This is a genomic window from Streptomyces mangrovisoli, assembly GCF_000974985.2.
In the GTDB taxonomy this organism is placed as follows: Bacteria; Actinomycetota; Actinomycetes; order Streptomycetales; family Streptomycetaceae; genus Streptomyces; species Streptomyces mangrovisoli.
Genome location: NZ_LAVA02000014.1, coordinates 1 through 22,822, shown reverse-complemented (window position 1 = coordinate 22,822; position 22,822 = coordinate 1). Strand labels below are relative to the sequence as shown.

Here is a 22,822-nt window from a genome sequence, read left to right as displayed (position 1 = left end):
AGCACGCCGGTCGGCGCGGGTCCGGGCGTCCTTCGGGCCGGGGCGCCCGACGGGCGGCCGCGGGACCGGGGGACGGCCCCCGGGACCGGCGGGCGCGGGGACCGCGACATCGCCTCCGCGCCGGGAGCGGGGCCCGGGACGGGGCCTTCCCGGCGGACGCCACGGCCACTTTTTCGGCGGGTCACGCGCCGGGTCACGCGCCCGAGGCCCGGCTCACTGCGGCACGTCGAGGGTGAACCGCACGTCCACCACGCCCTCCACCGCCCGCACCAGGCGCGTCGCCACGGTGACGAGCGAGGTGTCCCGGACCCGTCCCGAGAGATGGACGACCCCCTCCCGCACCTCGACGCGCACCGCGGACGCCGGGGCGGGCAACAGGTACGCCACCACCTCGCGGCGCACCTGCTCGGCGATGTCGTCGTCGGGGCGCAGGAACACCTTCAGCAGATCGCCCCGGCTCACGATGCCCACGAGCCCGCCCGACTCGTCGACGACGGGCAGCCGCTTGACCCGGGCGCGGGCCATCGCGCGCGCGGCGCGGGCCAGGGTGGCGTCCGGCGGCACGGTGAGGGCGGGCGAGGTCATCAGCTCACCCGCGGTGACGGACCCCGCCTTCGCGAGGTCGGTGAGCCGGCGCAGCTGCGTGCGCCGGTCGGGGTCGGCGTCGCGGAACTCCTCCTTGGGCAACAGGTCGGCCTCGGACACGATCCCGGCGACCCGGCCCGCGTCGTCCAGCACGGGCAGCGCGCTGACCGCGTGCTCCTGGAGCGCGCGCACGATCTCCTTGAAAGGGGCGTCGCGGCCGACCGTGGCCACGGCCGGGGTCATCACGTCGCTCACGATGTGCGGGAACGGCTTCACCGCGGCTCCTCCCGCCGCCCCGTCGGTGACCGGGTCCGCGCTCATCGCGGGCCTCCGCTGCCGTACGGGTGGTAGAGGTCCAGCAGCCGGGTGCGCGCGGCCTGGAGCCGGTGCGCGACGACGCCGCCCACCCACTGGGAGACGTCCCGGCCGAACTCCGGGTCCTCGGCGCACATGCGGCGCACGGCGTCCGCGTCGAACTCGTACGCCCGCACCGGGCTCGCCGCCTCCGCCCCCAGGTGCCGCACGTGCGGCGCGTACAGCCAGGACCAGCCCACGAGTTCGTTGTGGCGCAGGGACTCGATCACGGCGGCGCGGCGGCCGACCCGCAGGTCGAGGTCGACGGTGCCGGTGCGCACGATCCAGAAGCGGTCGGCGTGGCCGCCCTCCTCGAACAGCCGCGTGCCCGCGGGGAAGGACACCTCGCGGGCGAGGGCCATGAGCCGCCGGAGCTGCCCGGCGGGGAGCGCCTGGGCCCTCGTCGTCGTGGTGGGAGCGTTCATGACGTGACTCCAGGTGACGGACGGAGCTGACACCTTCAGCCTCGTCGCCCGGGGCCGGGGGTTCCATGGGCCGTCCGGCCCCTCGCGGGGGTCTTGCGGCACGTCGTCGGGGCCTTCCGGGGTCCTGTCCGCGACGGCGGTCCTCGTTTGGATGGCCGTACGGCCGTCCAAACCCGGGGCCGGGATCCGCTCACGAAGGGCCGAGCCATGCGTATCGTCATCGCCCTCGGCGGCAACGCTCTGCTGCGCCGGGGAGAGCGCCCGGAGGCCGCCGCCCTGCGCGCCAACGCCGTCCGCGTGGCCACCTCCTTGGCCCCGCTCGCCCACGACCACCAGCTCGTGATCACGTACGGCGACGGGCCGGAGGCCGCCGCGGTGTCTTGGCAGGTGGGCGAGGCCGCCGCGGTGCCTTGGCAGGCGGGCGAGGGCGGCGCGGCAGCCGACGGAGGTGCCGGGGTCGTGGGCGACCCGGCACTCGGCCGCCTCCCCCTGGACCTGCTCGCGGCGCGCTCGCAGGGCATGATCGGCTCCCTGCTGGCCGGCGCCTTCCGTGACGCGCTGCCGGACCGCGAGGTGGCCGCGCTGGTCACCCACACCCGGGTACGGGCCGACGACCCCGCGTTCGAGCGGCCCGGCACGCCCGTGGGGCCGGTCCTGCCGCGCCGGACCGCGCTGACGCTCGCCGCACGGCACGGCTGGCGGATGGCCCGCGCGGGCGCCGACGGACCCGAGGGCGTCGACGGACCCGGTGGCGCCGACCGACCCGCCCTGCGCGGCGGCTGGCGGCGGATGGTCGCCGCCCCGGAGCCCCAGTGGATCGAGGAGGCCGCGACCGTCCGGGCACTGCTCGGGCTCGGCACGCTCGTGCTCTGCGGCGGGGGCGGCGGAGTGCCCGTCGCGGCCGGCCCGACGGGACTGACGCGACCCGTCGAAGCCGTCGTGGACAAGGATCTCGCCGCGGCACGGCTGGCCGAGGACATCGTCGCCGACTTCCTGCTGATCCTCACGGACGTACCCAACGTCTACGCCGGCTACGGCACCCCGGAGCGGCGGCCCGTCCTCGACGCCACCCCGGCCCAACTGCGCCGCGCCCACCTCCCGGAGGGCTCCATGGGCCCGAAGGCGGAGGCGGCCGCCCGGTTCGTCGAACGCACCGGCGCACTGGCGGCCATCGGCGCGCTCGACGCGGCCGACGCGATCGTGCACGGCCGGTCCGGCACGCTCGTCCACCCCGGACTGCCGGTCGTGTGACGGCGGTTCGGCCCGCGGAGCCGCGAGGACACCCCGGCCCGTCAGGGCGGCCCCGAGTCGCCTCGCGCGGGCCGATCAGCCCTGCCCGCACCCGCACCACGACCGGTACGCGGTCACCGCCGTCGGCAGCGTGGGGAAGACGAGGTCCCGGCCGACCGCCTCGGCGAGGCCGTACGCCTCCAACTGCTCCAGCAGTTCCTTCTTCACCCGGGCGAGCGCGAACACCACGCCCCTGCGGGCCAGTTCGCGGCGCAACTGGTCGACCGCGTCGAGCGCGGTGATGTCCACCTCCACGTTGGCCTCCGTGTTGAGGACGAACCAGCGGACCGGTTCGGTCTGTTCGTCGACGGCGGCCAGCGCACGGCGGTGGAAGTCCTCGGCGTTGGCGAAGAACAGCGGGGAGTCGTAGCGGTAGACCAGCAGTCCGGGCACGGTGCGGGCGTTCGGGTAGTCGTCGATGTCGTGCATCCCCGCGAGGCCGGGCACCAGCCCCTCCACGGCGTCGTGCGGGCGGGCCACCCGGCTGAGCAGCTCGGCCAGCGACAGGGCGACGGCGACGAGGACGCCGTAGAGGATGTCCAGGGCCAGCACCCCGGCCAGGCAGCCGAGGGCGAGCAGCAGTTCACGGCGGCGGAAGGAAGCGAGGCGGCGGAAGCCGGCCAGGTCGATCATGCGGACGGCGGCATACACGACCAGCGCGCCGAGCACGGCCGAGGGCGTGCGGGCGAGCAGCGGACCGAGGAACAGCAGCACGGCCAGCACGAGCGCGCCCGCCACCAGCGAGTACACCTGGCTGCGGGCGCCCGCCGAGGAGGCCAGCGCGGTGCGGCTGGCGCTGCTGCTGACCGGGAAGCCGTGCAGCAGACCGGCGCCCAGGTTCGCCGCGCCGAGGGCCAGCAGTTCCTGATCGGCGTCGAGGGCCGGCTCGTCGGGCCGACCGGGGTCGTCCCTCCCGTCGGACGGGCCGGGTTTCTCCGTCCCGGCCGTCCGGTGCGTGGTGCCGGTCCGGTCCGGCCGGTCCCGGGTGAAGGCGCGGGCCGTGAGCACGACGTCCGTGTAGCCGACGAGCAGCACGCCCAGCGCGGCCGGTACCAGCTGTGGCAGTTGGGCGAGGTCGGGCAGGGCGAAGGACGGCAGCCCGGCGGGGATCTCGCCGATCACCTTGACGCCGTAGCGGTCGTCGAGGCCGAGGACGACCACCGCGGCCGTGCTCAGGACCACCGCGAGCAACGGTCCGGGCAGCCTGCGCGTCCAGCGCGCCACCGCGAACAGGAGGCCCAGGAGCAGTGCGGAGAAGACCAGGGTCGGCCCGTGCACGGAGCCCGAATGCCTCAGGAACGAACGGAGTTGGGGGAAGAAGGCGGTGCCGGTCACCGGTACGCCCGTCAGTTTGGGGAGCTGGTCCACGATCATGATCAGGGCCACGCCCGCCAGATAGCCGGTCAGCACGGGCCGGGAGAAGAGATCGGCCACGAAGCCGAGCCGCAGCGCGCGCGACGCCAGGCACAGCAGACCGACCGTCACGGCGAGGGCCGCGGCCAGGGCGGCGTAGCGGTCCGGGTCCGAACCGGCCAGCGGGGCCACGACGGCCGCCGTCATCAGCGCCGTTGTCGACTCGGGGCCGACCGACAGCAGCCGCGAGGAGCCCAGCAGGGCGTACACGCCGAGCGCGGGCAGGATCGCCCAGAGCCCGCTGACCGGCGGCAGCCCGGCCACCCCCGCGTACGCCATGACCTGCGGCACCAGATACGCGGCCACCGTGCAGCCGGCCAGCAGGTCGCCGCCGATCCACGAGCGCCGGTAGTGCGCGAGCGGGGCGAGGCCGGGCAGCCACCGGGTGCGGGTGCGGGTGCGGGTGCGGGTGGGGGTGGGGGTGGGGGTGCGTGTGCCGGCCGCGTCGGCCGGGGGCGGCAGCCGGGCGGGGCCGCATCCGAGCCGCCCTCGGGACGTGTCCGGTTCGGTCGCGCCCTGGCCCTGGGACATGGGATTCCTTCCGCCGCACCGCTGAACAGAGGGGGCCGTCGGACCGTCGGGCCGGTGGACCACCGGCCTGCCGGAACTTCCACCGGGTGGACATCGGACCCCGAACTGTCAGGGTGGAACGGGGCGCACGGGTCACGGAAGGGGCCGTTCAGCCCCAGTTCACGCCGCGTGCCCACGGCCGCCCGAAAGCCCGCCCGAAAGCCCGTCCGGAGCCCGCCCCGCCGAGGCCGCCCTAGGGCCGAACGGCCCCGCCCGGGGACATGCGGCCCCTGCCGCGCGCACTCCGGCCTCACCAGGCTGGAAGTGCTTCACCGACCGACACTGAGAACAGATCCCCTCCGGTTCCGGCGGGGCACCGGAGCGGTGCCGCCGCCGGATCACCGGCCCGGACGATCAGGAGGCAGAACGATGGTGCGCACGGTGGTCGCAGGGCTCGACGGCTCGCCCGAGAGCCGGGCCGCGACGGAGTGGGCGGCCCGCGAGGCGAAGCTGCGCGGCACCGCCCTGAAGATCGTGCACGTCTGGGAGCCCGCGCCGGACCCGCTGGCCCAGGCGCCCATGCTGGGCGCCGAGACCCTGCAGCACTGGAGCGAGCGGATCCCCCGCGAGACCGCCGAGGGGGTCGCGCTGCGCCACCCCGGCCTGGAGGTGATCGCGGAGCAGCGCCACGGCTCGCCCGCGGACGCCCTGACCAAGGCGGCGGAGGAGGCCGAACTGCTCGTCCTCGGCTCGCGCGGGCTGAGCGGCGTCACCGGGTTCGTCGTCGGGTCCGTCGGCCTGTCCGTGATCGCCCACGCCGAGACCCCGGTGGTGGTCGTACGGGCGGGGGAGCAGGCCGCCGACGAGCACGAGGGCGACCCCGCGGGCGTCCCGTCCGCCGCCACCCCGTTCCGGCCCGTCGTCCTCGGTGTCGACCTGCGCGGCCCGGACGACACGGTGGCCGCGTTCGCCTTCGAGGAGGCCGCCCGGCGCGACACCTCGGTGCGCGTGGTGCACGGCTGGGACCTGCCGCCCTACTACGCCTACGGCATCGCCGTCGACCCGGACTTCGACCAGTCCCTGGCCCGGCAGCGGGACGCGGCACTCGGCGCGGCGCTGCGCGGCTGGCGGGAGAAGTACCCGGACGTCGAGGTCGCCGTGGACTCCGGTCAGGGCGGCGCGGCGCGGCGGCTGATCGACGCCTCCCGCGAGGCGTCCCTGGTGGTCGTCGGCCGACGGGTGCGGCGCGCGGCGTTCGGCGCCCATGTCGGGCACGTCACCCACGCCGTGCTGCACCACGCGGCCGCGCCCGTCGCCGTCGTCGCGCATCACTGAGCCCGGCCGGACCCGCTCGGGTCACCTTCCGCGGCCCGAGCGATCCGCCGCCCAGGCGATCGACAGCCCGAGCAACCCGCAGAACGAGCAATCCGCAGCCCGAGCAAGTCGTACCACCCGAGGAGTTGCAACCATGAAGGCAGCAGTCGTACGGGCGTTCGGCGAACCGCTGGTGATCGAGGAGCGCCCCGACCCCGAGCCCGGCCCCGGCCAGGTCCGGGTCCGCGTCGAGGCGTCCGGCCTGTGCCACACCGACATCCACGCGGCCCACGGCGACTGGCCCGTGAAGCCCAGCCCGCCGTTCGTCCCCGGTCACGAGGGCGTCGGCATCGTCGAGGCGCTCGGTGACGACGTCACCCACCTCGAGATCGGCCAACGGGTCGCCGTGCCCTGGCTCGGCTACGCCTGCGGGCGCTGCGAGCACTGCCGCTCCGGCTGGGAGACGCTCTGCGAGCAGCAGGTCAACACGGGCTACGGCTGCGACGGCGGCCACGCCGAGAAGATGCTGGCCCGGGCCGACTTCGCCCAGCCGGTGCCGGACGGGGTGAGCGCCTTCGACGCCGCCCCGCTGACCTGCGCGGGCGTCACCACGTACAAGGCGCTCAAGGTCGCCGAGGTGCGGCCCGCGCAACTCGTCGCGGTCTCCGGGATCGGCGGGCTCGGGCACCTCGCCCTCCAGTACGCCAAGATCGCCGGAGCGACCGTCGCCGCCGTCGACGTCACCGACGAGAAGCTGGAACTCGCCCGTGAACTCGGCGCGGACATCGTCATCGACGCCCGCAAGGAGGACGTCGGCGAGGTCCTCAAGGCGCACGGCGGAGCGCACGCGGCGGTCGCGCTGGCCGCCAACGACGTCTCCTTCGCGGCCGCGTACGCCGGCCTCAGGCGCGGCGGCAAGCTGGTCATGGTGGCGCTGCCGGCGCACGGCACCGTCTCGCTGCCGATCTTCGACACCGTCCTCAACGGCACGTCGGTGATCGGTTCCATCGTGGGCACCCGGCAGGACCTCGCCGAGGTCTTCCAGCTGCACGCGGCGGGCCGCACTCGAGTCATCTACGAGACCCGTCCGCTGGACGCCGTCAACGAGTCCATCGACGCCGTGCTGCGCGGCGAGGTCCCGGCCCGCATCGTCTTCGACATGGCAGCGGGGCGGTGAGCCGGGTGGAACTGCCGCTGGTGGTGGGCGTGGACGGCTCCGAGGCCGCGCTGCGCGCCACCGACTGGGCCGCCGACGCGGCGGCCCGGTGGGGGGTCCCGCTCCGGGTCGTCCACGCCGACCTGTGGGAACGCTACGAGGGTTCGCTCCCCGCGGAGCACGCCGACGGCGACACGGAGGACGAGGACGCGAGGGCCGAGGCGGTTCGCGCCGAGGACGTCGTCGACGCCGCGGCCCGCCGGGCGCGGCTGCGCCGGCCCGGCCTGAAGGTCGGCGTCGGCGTCCTGCCGGAGGAGCCGGAGTACGCCCTCGTGCACGAGGGGAACACCGCGGCCGCCGTCGTCGTCGGCAGCCGCGGCCGCGGCGGGGTCGCGGAACTGCTGCTCGGTTCCGTCAGCCTGACCGTCGCGGCGCACGCCCGGTGCCCGGTGATCGTGGTGCGCGGCGGCCGTCACCCGGTGGACGCCGGGCAGCACGGCCGGATCGTGGTCGCCGTGGGGGAGGACTCCGCGGAGACCCCGGCCGTCCGCTTCGCCTACGACGAGGCCCGGCGCCGCGGGGTCCCCCTGGAGGCCGTACGGGTGTGGCGGTGCCCGGCGCACGAGACCACCGACCACCCGCTGCTCGCCGGCGAACCCGCCCGGCTGCACGAGAAGCGGGCCGCCGAGGAACTCGACGCGGCCCTCGCGGGAGCGCCCGCGGACCTCGTCGTGCACCGGCGCACGGTCGAGGGCCCTCCGCGGCAGGAGCTCGTCGCCCTCTCCCGGGAGGCCGATCTGCTGGTCGTCGGGGCCAGGCGGCGCGACGCGCCGTTCGGGCTCCAGCTCGGCCGGGTCGCCCACGCCCTGCTCCATCACGCGGCGTGCCCGGTCGCCGTCGTACCGCAACGGGTGTGAACTGGTCACCGGCGCCGCGAACGGCGGCGACCGGCACCGGGCGCCCGCCCATCCGCGGGTGACCGGTACCGGGCGCTCGTCCATCCGCCGGTGACCGGCACCGGCGCCCACCCACCGGCGGGTGACCGGCACCGTCCACCCGCGGCGCGGTGACCGGCACCCGGCCCGGGCGGCGCGCCTACGACAGGGTCGCCGCGTGGTCCGGGACGTAGGTCTGGAGATCGCGCGGCGGGCGCTCGTAGCCGGTGGACGCCGGCCGGCGCGGCAGTTCGAGGACGGGGGGAGGCACCTCGTGGAAGGGCACCGAGCCCAGCAGGTGGGCGATCATGTTCAGCCGCGCCCGCCGCTTGTCGTCGCTCTCCACCACGTACCAGGGCGCCTCCGAGATGTCGGTGTGGACCATCATGTCGTCCTTCGCCCGCGAGTACGCCTCCCAGTGGGTGATGGACTCCAGATCCATCGGGGACAGCTTCCAGCGCCGCAGCGGATCGTCCAGCCGGCGCCGGAAGCGGTCCTGCTGCTCGGTGTCGCTCACCGAGAACCAGTACTTGCGCAGCAGGATCCCGTCCTCCACCAGCATCCGCTCGAAGACGGGGCACTGGCGCAGGAAGAGCCGGTGCTCCTCCTGGGAGCAGAAGCCCATCACATGCTCCACACCCGCCCGGTTGTACCAACTGCGGTCGAACAGCACGATCTCGCCGGCGGCCGGGAGATGCTCCACGTACCGCTGGAAGTACCACTGCGTGCGCTCGCGCTCGGTCGGCTTCGGCAGCGCCGCGATCCGCGCCACCCGCGGGTTGAGATGCTCCGCCACCCGCTTGATGGTGCCGCCCTTGCCCGCCGCGTCCCGCCCTTCGAAGATGACCACGAGCCGGGCGCCGGTCACCCGCACCCACTCCTGAAGCTTCACCAACTCCGCCTGAAGACGCAGAAGTTCCTGCTCGTACGTCTTGCGCGGCAGAGTCGCCGCGTTCTTGCCGGCCATGCCGCCTCCCACATCCGATGATCCACACCGACGCCCGACGCGGACCTACGGAGTCACCCATGTCCAAGGTCGAACACCAGGACGCCACCGTACTGACCGACGACGAACTGCGCGCGCTGGACGCCCACTGGCGGGCGGCCAACTACCTTGCCGCGGGACAGATCTACCTGCTCGCCAACCCGCTGCTGCGCGAGCCGCTGCGCCCCGAGCACATCAAGCCGAGGCTGCTCGGCCACTGGGGGACCTCGCCCGGCCTCAACCTCGTGTACACCCACCTCAACCGGGTGATCGGCAAGCGCGGCCTGGACGCCCTGTGCGTCTGGGGGCCCGGCCACGGCGGCCCGTCGATCGTGGCCAACTCCTGGCTGGAGGGCACCTACACCGAGACCTGGCCCGACGTCACCCGCGACGAGCCCGGCATGGCGAAGCTGTTCCGGCAGTTCTCCTTCCCGGGCGGCATCCCCAGCCATGTGGCCCCCGAGACGCCCGGCTCCATCCACGAGGGCGGCGAACTCGGCTACTCCCTCGCCCACGCCTACGGCGCCGCCCTCGACAACCCCTCTCTGCTCGTCGCCTGCGTGATCGGCGACGGCGAGGCCGAGACCGGGCCGCTGGCCGCGTCCTGGCACTCCAACAAGTTCCTCGACCCGGTGCACGACGGCGCCGTCCTGCCCATCCTGCACCTCAACGGCTACAAGATCGCCAACCCCACCGTCCTGTCCCGGCTGCCCGAGCCCGAACTCGACGCCCTGCTGCGCGGCTACGGCCACGAGCCGATCCACGTCACCGGCGACGACCCCGCCGCCGTGCACCGCGCCATGGCCGCCGCCCTGGACCGGGCCCTGGACCGCATCGCCGTCATGCAGCGCACCGCCCGCGAGGACGGGGTCGCCGAGCGCGTGCACTGGCCGGTGATCGTGCTGCGCACCCCCAAGGGCTGGACCGGCCCGGCCGAGGTCGACGGCGACCCCGTCGAGGGCACCTGGCGGGCCCACCAGGTCCCGCTCGCCGGGGTCCGCGACAACCCCGACCACCTGCGCCAGCTGGAGGCGTGGCTGCGCTCCTACCGGCCCGAGGAGCTGTTCGGCGACGACGGCCGTCCGGCCGCCGACGTCCTCGCCTGCGTGCCCGCCGGCACCCGCCGGCTCGGCGCCACCCCGCACGCCAACGGCGGCCTGCTCGTGCGCGACCTGCCGATCCCCTCCCTCGACCGCTTCGCCGTGCCCGTCGACAAGCCCGGCGCCACCCGGCACGAGCCCACCCGCGTCCTCGGCGACCTGCTCGAACAGGTCATGAAGGACACCACGCGCCGCCGCGACTTCCGGATCGTCGGCCCCGACGAGACCGCCTCCAACCGCCTCCAGGCGGTCTACGGCGCCACCGGCAAGGCATGGCAGGCGAAGACCCTGCCGGTCGACGAACACCTCGACCGGCACGGCCGGGTGATGGAGATCCTCTCCGAACACTGCTGCCAGGGCTGGCTGGAGGGCTACCTGCTGACCGGCCGGCACGGGCTGTTCTCCTGCTACGAGGCGTTCGTGCACATCGTCGACTCGATGGTCAACCAGCACATCAAGTGGCTGCGCACCTCGCGCGAGTTGCCCTGGCGGGCCCCCATCGCCTCCCTCAACTACCTGCTGACGTCCCACGTGTGGCGCCAGGACCACAACGGCTTCTCGCACCAGGACCCCGGTTTCGTCGACCACGTCCTCAACAAGAGCCCCGAGGTCGTCCGGGTCTACCTGCCGCCGGACGCCAACACCCTGCTCTCCGTGGCCGATCACGTGCTGCGCAGCAGGGACTACGTGAACGTGGTCGTGGCCGGCAAACAGCCCTGCTTCGACTGGCTCTCCATGGACCAGGCCCGCGTGCACTGCGCCCGCGGCGCCGGGATCTGGGAGTGGGCCGGCACCGAGGACGGCACCCGCGAGCCCGACGTCGTCCTCGCCTGCGCCGGCGACGTGCCCACCCAGGAAGTCCTCGCCGCCGCCCAGCTGTTGCGCCGCCATCTGCCGCAGCTCGCGGTGCGCGTGGTCAACGTCGTCGACATGACCCGGCTGATGCCGCGCGACGAACACCCGCACGGCATGACCGACTTCGAGTTCGACGGGCTGTTCACCCCCGACAGGCCGGTCATCTTCGCCTACCACGGCTACCCGTGGCTGATCCACCGGCTGGCCTACCGCCGCGCGGGCCACCGCAACCTGCACGTGCGCGGCTACAAGGAGTCCGGCACCACCACGACGCCGTTCGACATGGTCGTCCGCAACGACCTCGACCGCTACCGGCTGGTCATGGACGTCATCGACCGCGTCCCCGGACTCGCCGTGAAGGCCGCGCCCGTACGGCAGACGATGGAGGACGCGCGGACCCGGCACCAGGCGTGGATCCGCGCGTACGGCACGGATCTGCCCGAGGTCGAGGAATGGGCGTGGGGGACGGGCGCGTAGCGGCCCCCGACGGGGCCGGCCGCCCCCGCGTCTGCCGACGCGCCCACCCGGCCCCTCAACCGCGGCGGAAGAGGCGGCCCTTGCGGGTCGAGGACGGCTCGGGCGGAGGGACGTACTCCTGTGCGTGGACGTGCTCCGCGACCGTGATGCGGGCCAGGGCCGGGGCGAGGGCGGTGGGGACGGTGACCTCCAGCAGCCACGATCCGTCGGGGGTGCGGTAGACGTTGCGGGCCGGTGTGGCCCCGTGCCGGACGTGCACGTCCATCGGCACGTGCTCCAGGGCCAGCGTGCGGGCCCGGTCCTCGGCGGCGGCGCGGTCGCCGTCGACGGGGACCGCGTCCATCAACTGCCAGTGATGATCGTCCGCGCCGAAGGGGATGACCTCCTCCACGAGGATCACGTACGGTGCCGCGTCGGCCGGGGGCGTGTCGCCGATCGCCGGGGGCGTGTCGTTGATCATGGCGCAACTGTACGGCCCCGGCAGGGCAGTTGCGCCCCCGACCGGCGCACGCGGGGTGCGGCGCCGGCCGGGGGCCCGTCGGCTCAGCGGTGCGTCAGGTCGAGGCGGATGTCCACGACGCCCTCGACCGCCCGTACGGCGCGGGCCACCACCAGCACCAGGGCGCGGTCGGGCAGCGAGCCGCCGAGCGTGACCACGCCGTCGGACACGGCCACGGTCAGCCGGGACAGGGGGACCGGGAGCCGGCTCAGCACGGAGTGCCGGATCTCGTCGGCGATCTCCGCGTCCCCGCGCAGGAAGACCTTCAGCAGGTCCCCGCGGCTGACGACGCCCTGGAGCAGGCCGACCCCGTCGACCACGGGCAGCCGCTTCACGTGCCGGTGGGCCATGATCCGGGCGGCCTCGGCGAGCGGGGCGTCCGCGTGCACGGTCACCGCGGGCGCGGTCATGAGCTCGGCCGCGGTGAGCGCGCTCGCCTTCGCCCGCGCCATCAGGTCGCCCTCCTCGGTGTCCCGGAACTCCTCCTTGGGCAGCAGGTCGGCCTCGGAGACCACCCCGACGACCCGGCCCTCTCCGGCCAGCACCGGCAGGGCGCTGACCTTCCACTGGTCGAGCAGCTCGACGATCTCCTTGAAGTGCGCCTCGCTGCCGACGGCGACGACGGTGTGCGTCATCACATCGCTGACGGTGTACGGGGATTCAGGCATCACGGGCCTCCCGGGTCGGGTCGCGGTGTACGGAGCGTCGCGGCACCCGCGCGTGGGCCGGCCAGGCGCAGCCGGGCCGCGCTCAGCCGGTGGGCCAGCACCCGGCCGACCCAGTGGCCGACGGCGCGGCCGAAGGCGGGGTCGTCCTCGCACATCAGGCGCACCGCGACGGCGTCGTACTCGTCGGCCCGCACCGCGGTCACAGCCCGCGCGCCCAACTGCCGGACGAACGGCTCGAACAGCCAGGACCACCCGACCAGATCGCCGGTGCCCAGCGCCTCGACGTCGGCCGGGGACCGGCCCGGGACGCTCAGGTCGAGGGCGACCGTGCCGTCCCGGACCACCCAGAAGCGGTCGGCGTGCGTGCCCTCCTCGAAGATCCGCGCGTCCTGCCGGAACGTGGCCTCGCGGGCCACGCGCCGCAGCCGTTCGCGGTGCTCGGGGGCGAGCGCGTGCGTCATGCGCAGGGTGATCGAGGGATGCATCGCTCAGCTCTCCGTCCGGTGCCGGCCCGGTGGACCGCGGCGGTCGTTCCGACCGGCCCACGGGGGCGTCCGCTCCACTTCCAGCCTCGCCCCCGGACGGCCGTACGGGCAGGGCCGACCGGCCCTCCGACCCCGGCCGAACGGATCGGATGTGCGGTGCGCAGGGCCGGCGGACCGGCGGGCCGACGGGTTCCGCGTACGCGGTGCGACGGCCGACCGGACCCGCACGCAAGAGGCGCCCGCGTCGGCGCCGCGTGCCCCGCGCCGGCGCATGACGTCAGGCGCCGACGCATCACGCCGACGGCACGGCGTGACACCCGACGTCACGTGCCGTCCCCGCCCTCAGGGCGCTCGGCGCCCGAAGCCACGGCGCCACGCGTCGGCGTGACGGGCGTCGTGGTGCCCCGTGCCTGAAGTCACCCCGCCATGCCCGCGTGCACGTCGCACGCTCGCGGTCACCGCGCACGCTCGAGGTCACCGCGCACGCACGTGTGTCACCGCGCCACGCGCCGACCCACCGCGCCGCGTTCGGCCCGCGTTCGCCCCGAGGCGCCCGCGCCTGGAGTCACCGCACCGCGCCCCAAGGCGCCGGGCGGTCGAAGCCGCCGTGTCCGCCCACCCCGAGGCGTCCCGCGCCCGAAGCCGTCGCACTCGCCCGTCCTACGGCACCACGGCCAGCGGGCACGGCACGTCCGCCGGGACGCTGCGTGGGGCCGGGGCGACCTGGGAGCGGCCGACGACCACCAGCCGTGCCCCCTCCGCCGAGCGCCCGAGGGCCTCGGCGCGCCCGAGCAGCCGTACATCGGCGAGGACCTCGACGTCCGGGTACCGCTCGCGCCACGGGCGCAGCGCGTCGGACAGGAGCTGCACCTCCTGGTCCTCCCAGGTGGCGCGGTCCGCCTCCAGGACCGGCAGCGGGCGCTCGGCACAGTGCGCGGGCAGCGTCCACGCGTGCACGGCGTGCAGGCGGGCCCGGTGCCGGCGCGCCGCGGCGAACGCGAAGGCGAGCGCCTCGGCCGACGGGCGGCGGGCGTCGACGGCGACGACCACCCGGCCCGTCCAGCGGTCCGACCCGGCCGGCGGCGGGGGCACCAGCACCACCGGGCACACGGACGCCGCCGCGACCTCGGCTCGGGTACGGGCCCCGGCGTCGCCGTCCAGGCCCAGCACCAGCAGCTCCGCCCGCGCGGTCAGGGCGGTCAGCGCGGACAGACCGGGCGCGGCCGTGCCGGTGAGGCGGATGCTCCGAACCGTCAACAGGGGGTGCCGGGCGGCGAGTTCGGCCACCAGACAGTCGGCCGTGTGCGCCCCGTCGGTCCCGCACTCCGTGGCAGCGGCGCGCGGCGCCACGTGCGTCCCCCGAGGCGCCACCTGCGCCACCCGCAGCGGCAGCCGCCGCCTCAGCGCCTCGCGGGCCGCCCAGTGGGCTGCCGTACGGCCGAGTGCCGAGCCGTCGACCCTCGCGATGACCATTCGTTCCATGCTCCGCCGCCTCCCGGCCCGACGCTCTCGTCGAAGGTCCACCCTGACCGAGTCGTCGGGCCCCGCGCAGGGGGCCGAACGGACCTCGCCGAAGTCCTGGCGGCCCCTGTCCGGCGCCGCGGCCCGCGACGACGCTGGTGGGTGGAGAAGCCCGAACGCCGACCCGCCCGGTACCGGCCGCGGGCGCGGAGACCGAGCTCTGGAGGTGCCCGTCATGCTTGCGCCCGTCATCGCCGCGGTCGACGGATCGGAAGAGAGCCTCGCCGCCGCCGCGTGGGCCGCCCGCGAGGCGGTCCGCCGCGAGCGCCCGCTCAGCCTGCTGCACGCCTGGAACCGGCACCCGCGCGAGCAGGCCGAGACGGCCACCGCCGCGCAGCGCCACCTCGCCCTCCGCGTGCTGCGCACCGCCGAGGAGCGCATCCTCGAAGGGTGCCCGGATGTCGTCGTCCACGACGAACAGGTCGAGGGGCCCGCGACGGCGGCCCTGCTGCGCGCCGCCGGAGGCTGCGACACGCTCGTCCTCGGCTCGCGCGGACTGAGCGGGTTCACCGGGTTCCTCGTCGGCTCCGTCGCGCTGGGTGTCGTGGCGCACGCCCCGTGCCCGGTGGTGCTGGTGCGCGCGGGCGAGGAGAGCGCCGACGAGCACCGCCTCGCGGCCGACGGCTCCGCCTCGACCCGGACCGCCTACCGTGACGTCGTCCTCGGCGTCGACCTCGCGGACCCCTGCGACGAGGTCATCGGGTACGCCTTCGAGGCGGCCCGGACCCGCGGGGCACGGCTGCGCGCCGTGCACGCCCGGCGGCCCGTCGCGCCGCCGCTGCTCGGACCCGGCGGGATCGGACCGGTCGACGAGACGCGGCGGACCGAGACGCGGCGGGCCGAGGCATGGCAGGCCGAGGCATGGCAGGCCCAGACGCGGCGGACCGACGAGTGGCGCGCCGAGGAATGGCGCTGCTTCCTCGCCGCCGTCCTCCACGCGTGGCGGGACAAGTACCCCGGCGTCGAGGTCGTCGAGACCATCGCCGAGGACCACCCCCGCCAGGCCCTCGTCCGCGCCGCCTCCGACGCGAGCCTGCTCGTCGTCGGCCGCCGTGACACCGGCCGGCCGGCCGGCCCGCGCACCGGGCGCGTCGCCCACGCCGTCATCCACCACGCCGGCTGCCCCGTGGCGGTCGTGCCCCACGCATGAGAGGTCGAGGACGTGATGAGCGCACCGATCAAGTACGTCTACGAATTCGCCGAGGGCGGCAGGGAGATGGCCGACCTGCTCGGCGGCAAGGGCGCGGGCCTCGCCGAGATGACCCGGCTGGGTCTGCCCGTGCCGCCCGGCTTCACGGTCACCACCGAGGCCTGCCGGGCCTATCTGGAGACCGGGCAGGAACCCCCCGAACTCGGCGTCGAGGCGGCCCGGGCGCTCGCCGGTCTGGAGCGCGCCATGGGGCGCGGCCTCGGTGCGCCGGACGACCCGCTGCTGGTGTCGGTGCGCTCCGGCGCCCGGTTCTCGATGCCCGGCATGATGGAGACGATCCTCGACATCGGCCTCAACGACCAGTCGGTGCAAGGGCTCGCGAAGGCGTCCGGGCAGGAGCGGTTCGCCTGGGACTCCTACCGGCGCCTCGTCCAGATGTTCGGCCACACGGTGATGGGCGTGGACGGCGACCTCTTCGAGGAGGCCATCGCCGCGCACCGGACCGCCCGCGCCGTGGCCGACGAGCACGACTTCGACGCCGACGAACTCATGGCGCTCACCGAGGAGTTCAAGCGGATCATCCGCCGCGAGACCGGCGCGGACTTCCCGCAGGACCCGGCCGAGCAGCTGGCCCGCGCCGTCCGCGCGGTCTTCGACTCCTGGAACACCGGCCGGGCCCGCGTCTACCGGCACCGCGAACACATCCCCGAGGACCTCGGCACGGCCGTCAACGTGCAGGTCATGGTGTACGGCAACCTCGGTGACGACTCCGGCACCGGCGTCGCCTTCACCCGTGACCCGGCCACCGGCGCACCCGGTCGCTACGGCGACTACCTGCCCGACGCGCAGGGCGAGGACGTCGTCGCCGGTGTGCGCGACGCGCTGCCGCTGAGCGAACTGAAGACCCTCGACCCGCGCGCCTACGTCGAACTCGGCGACCACCTGCGCACCCTGGAGAACCACTACCGGGACCTGTGCGACGTCGAGTTCACCGTCGAGCGCGGCAGGCTGTGGATCCTCCAGACCCGGGTCGGCAAGCGCACCGCCGAGGCCGCCTTCCGCATCGCCCACGATCTGCGCGACGCGGGCACGATCGACGCCGACGAGGCGCTGCGCCGGGTCGGCGGCGCCGAGCTCACCCGCCTGATGTTCCCCCGTTTCGACACCGCCTCCGACGACGTGCCGCTCGCCCACGGCGTGCCGGCCTCGCCCGGAGCGGCGGTCGGCGCCGTCGTCTTCGACTCCGCGACGGCCGTACGGCGGGCCGCGGACGGAGAGGCCGTCGTGCTCGTACGGCGCGAGACCACCCCCGACGACCTGCCCGGCATGATCGCCGCCCAGGCCGTGCTGACCAGTCGCGGCGGCAAGACCAGCCATGCGGCGGTCGTCGCGCGGGGCATGGGCAAGGTCTGCGTGTGCGGCGCGGAGGCGCTCACCGTGGAGCCGCAGGAGCGGCGGTTCACCGTCGGCGCGGACGTCGTGGTCCGCGAGGGCGACATCCTCTCCGTCGACGGCACCGCGGGCACCGTCCACCTGGGCGCGCTCCCGCTGACCGCCTCCGACGTGGCGGCGGCGCTGGAGACGGGGACCGGGCAGGACGTTCCCGCCGGGACCGCCGGCGGTGAGCTCACCGGCGCCGTACTCGGCGCGCTCGCCCACGCCGACTCCGTGCGCCGGCTGGAGGTGCGGGCCAACGCCGACACCCCCGAGGACGCCGTACGCGCCCGCGCCCTCGGCGCCCAGGGCATCGGCCTGTGCCGTACGGAGCACATGTTCCTCGGCGAACGCCGGGCCCTGGTCGAGGCGATGATCCTGGCCCGGGACGACGGGGCGCGCGAGGCGGCCCTCGCCGCGCTGCTGCCGCTGCAACGCGCCGACTTCACCGGCATTCTGCGCGCCATGGACGGGCTGCCCGTCACCATCCGGCTGATCGACCCGCCGCTGCACGAGTTCCTGCCCGACCGCATGGACCTCGCCGTGCGCGTCGCGTGCGCCGAGCACCCGGACCCGCGCGACCGTGAACTCCTCGCGGCCGTCGAGCGGATGCACGAGCAGAACCCGATGCTGGGCCTGCGCGGGGTGCGGCTCGGCCTCGCGGTGCCCGGGTTGATGGCGATGCAGGTCCGCGCGATCGCGGAGGCCGTGGTCGAGCGGCGCGGGGCGGGCGGAGACCCGCGGGCCGAGATCATGATCCCGCTGGTCGGGACGGTCGAGGAGCTGCGCCAGGCCCGAGCGGAGGCGGAACGCGTCCTCGCGGAGGTCGCGGCGGAGACCGGCGTGGACGGCGAGCGGCCCTCCGCAGCCGGGACCGGCGGGGACGGAGGTCGGCCCTCCGGTGCCGGGACCGGTGCGGACGGCGAGCGGCCCTCCGCTGCGGAAACCGGCGTGGACGCAGAGCGGTCCTCCGCCGCCGGGGCCACCGCCCTCGACCTCCCCATCGGGACGATGATCGAACTGCCGCGCGCCGCGCTCACCGCGGGCCGGATCGCGGAGGCCGCCGACTTCTTCTCCTTCGGCACCAACGACCTCACCCAGACCACCTGGGGCCTGTCCCGCGACGACGCCGAGGCGTCCTTCTTCCCGCTCTACCTGGAGCGGGGCATCTTCCCGGTGTCGCCGTTCGAGTCGATCGACGAGGAGGGCGTGGGCCGTCTGGTGGAACTGGCGGTGCAGGCCGCGCACGCCGTCGCGCCGGACCTGGAGACCGGCGTCTGCGGCGAGCACGGCGGCGACCCCGCGTCGATCCACTTCTTCCACCGCGCGGGACTCGACTACGTCTCCTGCTCGCCGTTCCGCATCCCGGCGGCCCGGCTGGAGGCGGGCCGCGCGGCCCTGGAGGGACCCGCGGCGGCCGACAGCAGCAAGTAGCCGGCGACCGACGTCAAAGGGCGCCCGCGGCCTTCAGCGGCGCAGGCGCCCTGTGGGGTGGAGTACGGAGAACGGGGTGGAGTACTACGGAGAACTCAGTGCGCGCCGAGGCCGCCGCCGCCGAACGAGCCGCTCGATCCCTTGCTCCAGCGGGGACGGTCCGTCGACGTGCCGGGTTTCGTCTGCATGTTGGTCAACTGGTACGGGGTCAGCGAGCCGCCGTCGTGCGGCACCTCGTCGGGTTCCCTGCTCTCGCGCAGCTCGCGGACCGGGCCGCCGGGCGGAGGCTTCGGCTGCTCCTCCGGAGTCGGCCGGACCTGGGTGTCGCGTTCGCGCGAGGTCATCCAGGCACCGGCCGCCAGCAGCGCGATCAGCACCACCGCGACCAGGAAAAGACCCATGCTCAGCAGACCGCTCGCGGCGGCCAGCTGCATCGATGCGGTACTCATATCGGGTGAATACCCCCAAAGCGGGGCGCGAACCGGCTTGTGCGGGGTGGGTTGCGCGCGCCCCCGGGGCCGTCCGCGCGCGCCGGGGGTGCCGCGCCCGGCCCCCGGCCCGGTGTTTGCGGGGCCCGGACCCGGCTACCCGCGCTGTGTGACTACGACATCCGAGCAGGAACTCTTCCGTTTCCTGGAGGACCGCTTCACCTGTGCCCAGGCGTGCACGGAATGCGCACGCGCGTGCGCGCTGCGTGCGAGCCTCCTGGACCCCGACGGTGGCGAGCGCGAGGAGATCGTGCGGCGCAACGCCATCATGTGCGCGGAGGTCTGTGACGCGACCTGCCGGATGCTCTGCGAGCAGAACCGGCTCGACGAGAAGGCGCTGCGGGTGCAGGTCGAGTGGTGCCGCACGGTCTGCCTGGAGACGGCGCGGGCGTGCGACACCCGCCGGGACGCCGCGGACGCGGCAGCGGTCTCACGGGCGTGCGCGCGGGCGTGCGCGGACTTCCTCGAGTCCTTGGCCTGAGGTCCGGGGCGTCTGAGGTGCGGGGCGTCTGAGGTGCGGGGATTCTGAGGTGCGGGGCGGACCCCAGCGCCCGCGTCAGGCCGGTCCGGCCAGGGGGCTGCCCAGTCGCAGGTTCCAGCGGCCCGAGCGTCCGCTGAGTTCCACGGCCGTGAGCGGGCGTACGTCGGTCCGCCAGAACGCCGTGTCGGGCGCGTCGAGCGCGCTGAGCAGTGCCGCCCGGACGATCTCGGGCTCGACCACGGCGACCGTGCGGCCCGTGTCGCCCGAGGCCGTGTCCAGCCACACCGCCACCCGGTCCCGCAAGGCCCTGACCGACTCCCCGCCGTGCGGTGCCGACGCCGGGTCGGCGAGCCAGGCGGCCAGCGCCTCCGGCTCCCGTTCGCCCACCTCCGCGAGGGTGGCCCCGCGCCAGCGGCCCACGTCCAGTCCGGCCAGTTCCGGCGTCTCGGCGGCGTCCAGTCCGAGCGCCGCCGCGGTCTCCCGGCAGCGCGCGCTGGGCGAGGCCAGGACCCGTTCCGCCGCCGGCACCGCGCCCGCCGCCGCCCGCGCCGCGCGCAGCCCCGAGGCGTCCAGCGGGCAGCCGTCGTCGAAACGGGCCTCCCGCAGGGCCGCGCTGATCGCGGGCGAGACGAGGGTCAGTCGGCTGGTCATGGGCGTCACTGTAGGCGGTGGGCGATCGGCACCGCAGGCGGCGGGTGATCGGCGCGGGCTGCCCGGGCCGGGGGGGGGATCGTCGTACACCGGCATTCCCTATTTCTGAAACACGTTCTACGGTGTGCGCCGTCAGGACCCGCCCTGGTGAGCCTGGAGGCGCCGTGCACCTCGACCACACGCCCGAGCAGCAGCGGCTGCGCACCGAACTGCGCGCGTACTTCGCCCGGCTGGTGCCACCCGGAGCGGCCGGCCGGTACACCGAACCGGCCGCCCAGAAGCGGTTCTACCGCGAGACGATCCGACGGCTCGGCGCCGACGGCTGGCTGGGCGTCGGCTGGCCGAAGGAGTACGGCGGACGCGGCCTGACCGCGATGGAGCAGTTCATCTTCTTCGACGAGGCCGCCCAGGCGGGGGTCCCGCTGCCGCTGATGGCGCTGAACACCGTCGGCCCGACGATCATGCGGTTCGGCACCGAGGAGCAGAAGACGTACTTCCTGCCGAAGATCCTCTCCGGCGAGCTCGACTTCGCCATCGGCTACAGCGAACCGGGCGCGGGCACCGACCTCGCCTCCCTCAGGACGCGGGCCGTGCGCGACGGCGACGAGTACGTCGTCAACGGGCAGAAGATCTGGACCACCAACGGCGACACCGCCGACTGGGTCTGGCTCGCCGTGCGCACCGACCCCGAGGCGCCGCCCCACAAGGGCATCACCATGCTGCTGGTGCCGACCACCGACCCCGGCTACTCCTGCACCCTCATCACCACCCTCGCCTCGCACGACACGACCGCGAGCTACTACGAGGACATCCGCGTCCCCGTCTCCCGGCGGGTCGGCGCCGAGAACCAGGGCTGGCGGCTGATCACCAACCAGCTCAACCACGAGCGGGTCACGCTCGCCGCGCACGGCACGATGGCGATCCGCGCGCTGCACGACGTCCAGCGCTGGGCCATGGAGACCAAGCTCGCCGACGGCCGCCGGGTCGTCGACCTGCCCTGGGTGCGCCGCACCCTGGCCCGCACGCACACCCGGCTGGACGCCCTCAAACTCCTCAACTGGCAGATGGTGCACGCCGTCGAGGACGGCACCCTCACCCCGCAGGACGCCTCCGCCGTCAAGGTCTACGGCTCCGAGGCCCGCCGCGACGCCTACGCCTGGCTCATGGAGGTCGTCGGCGCGGCCGCCCCGCTCAAGGACGGCTCGGCGGGCGCGGTCCTGCACGGCGAACTCGAACGCGGCTACCGCTCCGCCGTCATCTTCACCTTCGGCGGCGGCAACAACGAGATCCAGCGCGAGATCATCTCGTGGATCGGCCTGGGGATGCCCCGGGTACGGCGCTAGGCCCCGTCGTCGCATTCCCGTCCGCCACACGACGCCCGGCCCGGGAGCGCGCCGTCGCCGACCGTCCCGGTTCCGTCCCGGCTCGGTCGCGGTGGCGTACAAACCGGGGCGATCGGCCGCCATACTGGACGAGCCAGCGGAGGGTGCGGGGCGCACGGCAGCGGGGGGCGACGGCGGGACATGGCGGAGACCAGGCTGATCCAGGGCCGGTACCGGCTGCTCGACCTGATCGGGCGGGGCGGCATGGGCGAGGTGTGGCGCGCGGTGGACGAGTCGCTCGGCCGCCATGTCGCCGTGAAGTGCCTCAAGCCGCTCGGCCCGCACCACGACCCGTCGTTCACCCGCGTGCTGCGCGAGCGGTTCCGGCGCGAGGCCCGGGTCGCGGCCGCGCTCCAGCACCGCGGGGTGACCGTCGTGCACGACTTCGGCGAGTCCGACGGCGTCCTCTACCTGGTGATGGAACTGCTCGACGGACGCAACCTCAGCCAGCTCCTCGACGACAACCGGCGCCACCCGCTGCCCGTCGCGGACATCGTCGACATCGCCGACCAGGTCGCCGCCGCCCTCGCCTACACCCATCAACAGGGCATCGTGCACCGCGACCTGAAGCCCGCGAACATCATGCGGCTGGCCGACGGCACGGTGAAGATCTGCGACTTCGGCATCGCCCGCCTCGGTCACGACATCGGCTTCACCTCCCGGCTGACCGGCACCGGCGTCGCGATGGGCACCCCGCACTACATGTCGCCGGAACAGATCGGCGGCACCGAGGTCGACCAGCGCAGCGACCTGTACTCGCTGGGCTGCGTGCTCTACGAGATCGCCACCGGCGCCCCGCCGTTCGACCTCGACGACGCCTGGGCCATCCTCGTCGGCCACCGCGACACCCCGCCCACCCCGCCGCGCAGCCGCCGCGCCGACCTCCCCGACCACCTGGAGCGGCTGATCCTCGATCTGCTCGCCAAGGACCCCGACGAACGGCCCTATGACGCGGCCGAGTTGGGGCGCCGCATCGGCGCCGCCCGCACCACGCCGCTGTATGTGCCGACCGTGGTGACGCCCCGCCCCGAACTGCGGCCGCCCGCCCGGGGCGACGGCGAGGCGCGGCTGCCGTCCTGGACCCGCGGCATGACCACCGGGCACAAGGCCGGCGCCGCCGCGGGCATGGCGGCCGTCCCGCCCGACCCGGGTGCCGGGCTCACCGGCGACTGGACCCCGCGCCCGGCCGGCGCGACCGCCCGGGCGTCGTGTGGCGGACGGGAATGCGAC

General features: G+C 74.9%; 20 protein-coding genes. 10 read left to right on the top strand and 10 right to left on the bottom strand.

Going from position 1 to position 22,822, the window contains the following annotated elements; genetic code table 11:
• Positions 1-213: 213 nt before the first annotated feature.
• Positions 214-906, bottom strand: a complete 693-nt coding sequence (locus tag WN71_RS06510) for a CBS domain-containing protein (protein ID WP_046585461.1) — start codon at positions 904-906, stop codon at positions 214-216.
• On the bottom strand, positions 903-1,364 hold the full coding sequence (locus tag WN71_RS06505; protein WP_046585460.1) for a cyclic nucleotide-binding domain-containing protein: 462 nt from the start codon (positions 1,362-1,364) through the stop codon (positions 903-905). The genes WN71_RS06510 and WN71_RS06505 overlap by 4 nt, the downstream gene beginning before the upstream one ends.
• A 207-nt stretch (positions 1,365-1,571) precedes the next feature.
• Here WN71_RS06505 and WN71_RS06500 point away from each other — a divergent pair, with 207 nt between their 5' ends.
• On the top strand, positions 1,572-2,615 hold the full coding sequence (locus tag WN71_RS06500) for an amino acid kinase family protein (RefSeq protein WP_046585458.1): 1,044 nt from the start codon (positions 1,572-1,574) through the stop codon (positions 2,613-2,615).
• Between the two features lie 75 nt (positions 2,616-2,690).
• Here the strand turns inward: WN71_RS06500 and WN71_RS06495 are convergent, their stop codons facing one another.
• Entirely contained in the window at positions 2,691-4,598 is a 1,908-nt protein-coding gene (locus WN71_RS06495) for a SulP family inorganic anion transporter (protein WP_079177685.1), read from the bottom strand.
• 408 nt (positions 4,599-5,006) lie between these two features.
• Between WN71_RS06495 and WN71_RS06490 the strand changes: the two genes are divergently transcribed.
• The 3 genes from WN71_RS06490 (at position 5,007) to WN71_RS06480 (ending at position 7,964) form a co-directional block, all read left to right on the top strand.
• Entirely contained in the window at positions 5,007-5,912 is a 906-nt protein-coding gene (locus WN71_RS06490) for a universal stress protein (protein ID WP_046585456.1), read from the top strand.
• Between the two features lie 133 nt (positions 5,913-6,045).
• Positions 6,046-7,068 (top strand): zinc-dependent alcohol dehydrogenase, encoded by a 1,023-nt coding sequence (locus WN71_RS06485; RefSeq protein WP_046585454.1) that lies wholly within the window; start codon positions 6,046-6,048, stop codon positions 7,066-7,068.
• Positions 7,065-7,964: a universal stress protein gene (locus WN71_RS06480; RefSeq protein ID WP_240529575.1), complete on the top strand. Its 900-nt coding sequence runs from the start codon at positions 7,065-7,067 to the stop codon at positions 7,962-7,964. The genes WN71_RS06485 and WN71_RS06480 overlap by 4 nt, the downstream gene beginning before the upstream one ends.
• 178 nt (positions 7,965-8,142) lie before the next feature.
• Here WN71_RS06480 and ppk2 read toward each other — a convergent pair whose 3' ends face one another.
• Positions 8,143-8,949, bottom strand: a complete 807-nt coding sequence (ppk2, locus tag WN71_RS06475) for a polyphosphate kinase 2 (protein ID WP_046585450.1) — start codon at positions 8,947-8,949, stop codon at positions 8,143-8,145.
• A 59-nt stretch (positions 8,950-9,008) separates the two neighbouring features.
• Between ppk2 and WN71_RS06470 the strand changes: the two genes are divergently transcribed.
• On the top strand, positions 9,009-11,399 hold the full coding sequence (locus WN71_RS06470) for a phosphoketolase family protein (protein ID WP_046585447.1): 2,391 nt from the start codon (positions 9,009-9,011) through the stop codon (positions 11,397-11,399).
• Positions 11,400-11,454: 55 nt separating this feature from the next.
• On the opposite strand, the gene WN71_RS06465 is transcribed toward WN71_RS06470, so the two are convergent.
• The 4 genes from WN71_RS06465 to WN71_RS06450 form a co-directional block, all read right to left on the bottom strand.
• Positions 11,455-11,859, bottom strand: a complete 405-nt coding sequence (locus WN71_RS06465) for a hypothetical protein (RefSeq protein WP_046585446.1) — start codon at positions 11,857-11,859, stop codon at positions 11,455-11,457.
• Between the two features lie 83 nt (positions 11,860-11,942).
• Positions 11,943-12,566 (bottom strand): CBS domain-containing protein, encoded by a 624-nt coding sequence (locus tag WN71_RS06460; protein ID WP_046585444.1) that lies wholly within the window; start codon positions 12,564-12,566, stop codon positions 11,943-11,945.
• On the bottom strand, positions 12,566-13,051 hold the full coding sequence (locus tag WN71_RS06455) for a cyclic nucleotide-binding domain-containing protein (RefSeq protein ID WP_046585442.1): 486 nt from the start codon (positions 13,049-13,051) through the stop codon (positions 12,566-12,568). Before WN71_RS06455 ends, WN71_RS06460 begins: the two co-directional genes overlap by 1 nt.
• Before the next feature lie 660 nt (positions 13,052-13,711).
• Positions 13,712-14,533, bottom strand: coding sequence for a universal stress protein (locus WN71_RS06450; protein ID WP_046585439.1), 822 nt, complete (start codon positions 14,531-14,533; stop codon positions 13,712-13,714).
• A 214-nt stretch (positions 14,534-14,747) separates the two neighbouring features.
• Here WN71_RS06450 and WN71_RS06445 point away from each other — a divergent pair, with 214 nt between their 5' ends.
• On the top strand, positions 14,748-15,722 hold the full coding sequence (locus WN71_RS06445) for a universal stress protein (RefSeq protein ID WP_046585437.1): 975 nt from the start codon (positions 14,748-14,750) through the stop codon (positions 15,720-15,722).
• Positions 15,723-15,737: 15 nt separating this feature from the next.
• Positions 15,738-18,590, top strand: a complete 2,853-nt coding sequence (ppdK, locus tag WN71_RS06440) for a pyruvate, phosphate dikinase (RefSeq protein ID WP_046585435.1) — start codon at positions 15,738-15,740, stop codon at positions 18,588-18,590.
• Positions 18,591-18,685: 95 nt separating this feature from the next.
• On the opposite strand, the gene WN71_RS06435 is transcribed toward ppdK, so the two are convergent.
• The gene (locus tag WN71_RS06435) at positions 18,686-19,039 is read right to left on the bottom strand and encodes a DUF6479 family protein (RefSeq protein WP_240529574.1); all 354 of its coding nucleotides are present in this window, start codon (positions 19,037-19,039) and stop codon (positions 18,686-18,688) included.
• A gap of 148 nt (positions 19,040-19,187) precedes the next feature.
• Between WN71_RS06435 and WN71_RS06430 the strand changes: the two genes are divergently transcribed.
• Positions 19,188-19,559 carry a four-helix bundle copper-binding protein gene (locus tag WN71_RS06430; RefSeq protein WP_046585431.1) on the top strand — a complete coding sequence of 124 codons (372 nt, stop codon included), beginning with the start codon at positions 19,188-19,190 and terminating at the stop codon, positions 19,557-19,559.
• Positions 19,560-19,634: 75 nt separating this feature from the next.
• Here WN71_RS06430 and WN71_RS06425 read toward each other — a convergent pair whose 3' ends face one another.
• On the bottom strand, positions 19,635-20,210 hold the full coding sequence (locus tag WN71_RS06425; protein ID WP_046585428.1) for a histidine phosphatase family protein: 576 nt from the start codon (positions 20,208-20,210) through the stop codon (positions 19,635-19,637).
• A gap of 164 nt (positions 20,211-20,374) precedes the next feature.
• Between WN71_RS06425 and WN71_RS06420 the strand changes: the two genes are divergently transcribed.
• Positions 20,375-21,553, top strand: coding sequence for an acyl-CoA dehydrogenase family protein (locus tag WN71_RS06420; RefSeq protein ID WP_046585426.1), 1,179 nt, complete (start codon positions 20,375-20,377; stop codon positions 21,551-21,553).
• 180 nt (positions 21,554-21,733) lie between these two features.
• Positions 21,734-22,822 (top strand): serine/threonine-protein kinase (locus WN71_RS06415; protein ID WP_143074799.1); only part of this gene is annotated, 1,089 nt, incomplete at its 3' end.

Excerpts from the sequence above, each read along its gene's own strand:
- WN71_RS06510 (WP_046585461.1), bottom strand. The coding sequence starts at position 906 with ATGAGCGCGGACCCGGTCACCGACGGGGCGGCGGGAGGAGCCGCGGTG.
- WN71_RS06505 (WP_046585460.1), bottom strand. The coding sequence starts at position 1,364 with ATGAACGCTCCCACCACGACGACGAGGGCCCAGGCGCTCCCCGCCGGG.
- WN71_RS06500 (WP_046585458.1), top strand. The coding sequence starts at position 1,572 with ATGCGTATCGTCATCGCCCTCGGCGGCAACGCTCTGCTGCGCCGGGGA.
- WN71_RS06495 (WP_079177685.1), bottom strand. The coding sequence starts at position 4,598 with ATGTCCCAGGGCCAGGGCGCGACCGAACCGGACACGTCCCGAGGGCGG.
- WN71_RS06490 (WP_046585456.1), top strand. The coding sequence starts at position 5,007 with ATGGTGCGCACGGTGGTCGCAGGGCTCGACGGCTCGCCCGAGAGCCGG.
- WN71_RS06485 (WP_046585454.1), top strand. The coding sequence starts at position 6,046 with ATGAAGGCAGCAGTCGTACGGGCGTTCGGCGAACCGCTGGTGATCGAG.
- ppk2 (WP_046585450.1), bottom strand. The coding sequence starts at position 8,949 with ATGGCCGGCAAGAACGCGGCGACTCTGCCGCGCAAGACGTACGAGCAG.
- WN71_RS06470 (WP_046585447.1), top strand. The coding sequence starts at position 9,009 with ATGTCCAAGGTCGAACACCAGGACGCCACCGTACTGACCGACGACGAA.
- WN71_RS06465 (WP_046585446.1), bottom strand. The coding sequence starts at position 11,859 with ATGATCAACGACACGCCCCCGGCGATCGGCGACACGCCCCCGGCCGAC.
- WN71_RS06460 (WP_046585444.1), bottom strand. The coding sequence starts at position 12,566 with ATGCCTGAATCCCCGTACACCGTCAGCGATGTGATGACGCACACCGTC.
- WN71_RS06455 (WP_046585442.1), bottom strand. The coding sequence starts at position 13,051 with ATGCATCCCTCGATCACCCTGCGCATGACGCACGCGCTCGCCCCCGAG.
- WN71_RS06450 (WP_046585439.1), bottom strand. The coding sequence starts at position 14,533 with ATGGAACGAATGGTCATCGCGAGGGTCGACGGCTCGGCACTCGGCCGT.
- WN71_RS06445 (WP_046585437.1), top strand. The coding sequence starts at position 14,748 with ATGCTTGCGCCCGTCATCGCCGCGGTCGACGGATCGGAAGAGAGCCTC.
- ppdK (WP_046585435.1), top strand. The coding sequence starts at position 15,738 with ATGAGCGCACCGATCAAGTACGTCTACGAATTCGCCGAGGGCGGCAGG.
- WN71_RS06435 (WP_240529574.1), bottom strand. The coding sequence starts at position 19,039 with ATGAGTACCGCATCGATGCAGCTGGCCGCCGCGAGCGGTCTGCTGAGC.
- WN71_RS06425 (WP_046585428.1), bottom strand. The coding sequence starts at position 20,210 with ATGACCAGCCGACTGACCCTCGTCTCGCCCGCGATCAGCGCGGCCCTG.